At 53.2% G+C, this 2,936-nt stretch carries 1 rRNA gene; it reads right to left on the reverse strand.

The window, feature by feature from the left end:
- Positions 1 to 12: 12 nt before the first annotated feature.
- Positions 13 to 2,916: ribosomal RNA gene (locus ACUU1I_RS20110) — 23S ribosomal RNA — on the reverse strand.
- Between the last annotated feature and the right edge of the window lie 20 nt (positions 2,917 to 2,936).

Below are 2,936 nucleotides of genomic sequence, written 5' to 3' on the forward strand. Positions count from 1 at the left end.
CTTCGGCGTTGTAAGGTTAAGCCTCACGGTTCATTAGTACCGGTTAGCTCAACGCATCGCTGCGCTTACACACCCGGCCTATCAACGTCGTCGTCTTCAACGTTCCTTCAGGACCCTTAAAGGGTCAGGGAGAACTCATCTCGGGGCAAGTTTCGTGCTTAGATGCTTTCAGCACTTATCTCTTCCGCATTTAGCTACCGGGCAGTGCCATTGGCATGACAACCCGAACACCAGTGATGCGTCCACTCCGGTCCTCTCGTACTAGGAGCAGCCCCCCTCAGTTCTCCAGCGCCCACGGCAGATAGGGACCGAACTGTCTCACGACGTTCTAAACCCAGCTCGCGTACCACTTTAAATGGCGAACAGCCATACCCTTGGGACCTACTTCAGCCCCAGGATGTGATGAGCCGACATCGAGGTGCCAAACACCGCCGTCGATATGAACTCTTGGGCGGTATCAGCCTGTTATCCCCGGAGTACCTTTTATCCGTTGAGCGATGGCCCTTCCATTCAGAACCACCGGATCACTATGACCTGCTTTCGCACCTGCTCGCGCCGTCACGCTCGCAGTCAAGCTGGCTTATGCCATTGCACTAACCTCCTGATGTCCGACCAGGATTAGCCAACCTTCGTGCTCCTCCGTTACTCTTTAGGAGGAGACCGCCCCAGTCAAACTACCCACCAGACACTGTCCGCAACCCGGATTACGGGTCCACGTTAGAACATCAAACATTAAAGGGTGGTATTTCAAGGTCGGCTCCATGCAGACTGGCGTCCACACTTCAAAGCCTCCCACCTATCCTACACATCAAGGCTCAATGTTCAGTGTCAAGCTATAGTAAAGGTTCACGGGGTCTTTCCGTCTTGCCGCGGGTACACTGCATCTTCACAGCGAGTTCAATTTCACTGAGTCTCGGGTGGAGACAGCCTGGCCATCATTACGCCATTCGTGCAGGTCGGAACTTACCCGACAAGGAATTTCGCTACCTTAGGACCGTTATAGTTACGGCCGCCGTTTACCGGGGCTTCGATCAAGAGCTTCGCTTGCGCTAACCCCATCAATTAACCTTCCGGCACCGGGCAGGCGTCACACCGTATACGTCCACTTTCGTGTTTGCACAGTGCTGTGTTTTTAATAAACAGTTGCAGCCAGCTGGTATCTTCGACTGATTTCAGCTCCACGAGCAAGTCGCTTCACCTACGTATCAGCGTGCCTTCTCCCGAAGTTACGGCACCATTTTGCCTAGTTCCTTCACCCGAGTTCTCTCAAGCGCCTTGGTATTCTCTACCTGACCACCTGTGTCGGTTTGGGGTACGATTTGATGTTACCTGATGCTTAGAGGCTTTTCCTGGAAGCAGGGCATTTGTTGCTTCAGCACCGTAGTGCCTCGTCATCACGCCTCGGCCTTGATTTTCCGGATTTGCCTGGAAAACCAGCCTACACGCTTAAACCGGGACAACCGTCGCCCGGCCAACATAGCCTTCTCCGTCCCCCCTTCGCAGTAACACCAAGTACAGGAATATTAACCTGTTTCCCATCGACTACGCCTTTCGGCCTCGCCTTAGGGGTCGACTCACCCTGCCCCGATTAACGTTGGACAGGAACCCTTGGTCTTCCGGCGAGCGGGCTTTTCACCCGCTTTATCGTTACTTATGTCAGCATTCGCACTTCTGATACCTCCAGCATACCTCACAGTACACCTTCACAGGCTTACAGAACGCTCCCCTACCCAACAACGCATAAGCGTCGCTGCCGCAGCTTCGGTGCATGGTTTAGCCCCGTTACATCTTCCGCGCAGGCCGACTCGACCAGTGAGCTATTACGCTTTCTTTAAATGATGGCTGCTTCTAAGCCAACATCCTGGCTGTCTGGGCCTTCCCACATCGTTTCCCACTTAACCATGACTTTGGGACCTTAGCTGGCGGTCTGGGTTGTTTCCCTCTTCACGACGGACGTTAGCACCCGCCGTGTGTCTCCCGTGATAACATTCTCCGGTATTCGCAGTTTGCATCGGGTTGGTAAGTCGGGATGACCCCCTTGCCGAAACAGTGCTCTACCCCCGGAGATGAATTCACGAGGCGCTACCTAAATAGCTTTCGGGGAGAACCAGCTATCTCCCGGTTTGATTGGCCTTTCACCCCCAGCCACAAGTCATCCGCTAATTTTTCAACATTAGTCGGTTCGGTCCTCCAGTTAGTGTTACCCAACCTTCAACCTGCCCATGGCTAGATCACCGGGTTTCGGGTCTATACCCTGCAACTTAACGCCCAGTTAAGACTCGGTTTCCCTTCGGCTCCCCTATTCGGTTAACCTTGCTACAGAATATAAGTCGCTGACCCATTATACAAAAGGTACGCAGTCACACGCCTAAGCGTGCTCCCACTGCTTGTACGTACACGGTTTCAGGTTCTTTTTCACTCCCCTCGCCGGGGTTCTTTTCGCCTTTCCCTCACGGTACTGGTTCACTATCGGTCAGTCAGGAGTATTTAGCCTTGGAGGATGGTCCCCCCATATTCAGACAGGATACCACGTGTCCCGCCCTACTCATCGAGCTCACAGTATGTGCATTTTTGTGTACGGGGCTGTCACCCTGTATCGCACGCCTTTCCAGACGCTTCCACTAACACACACACTGATTCAGGCTCTGGGCTGCTCCCCGTTCGCTCGCCGCTACTGGGGGAATCTCGGTTGATTTCTTTTCCTCGGGGTACTTAGATGTTTCAGTTCCCCCGGTTCGCCTCATTAACCTATGGATTCAGTTAATGATAGTGTGACGAATCACACTGGGTTTCCCCATTCGGAAATCGCCGGTTATAACGGTTCATATCACCTTACCGACGCTTATCGCAGATTAGCACGTCCTTCATCGCCTCTGACTGCCAGGGCATCCACCGTGTACGCTTAGTCGCTTAACCTCACAACCCGAAGATGTTTC

The organism is Shigella sp. SIG3 (genome assembly GCF_053555855.1).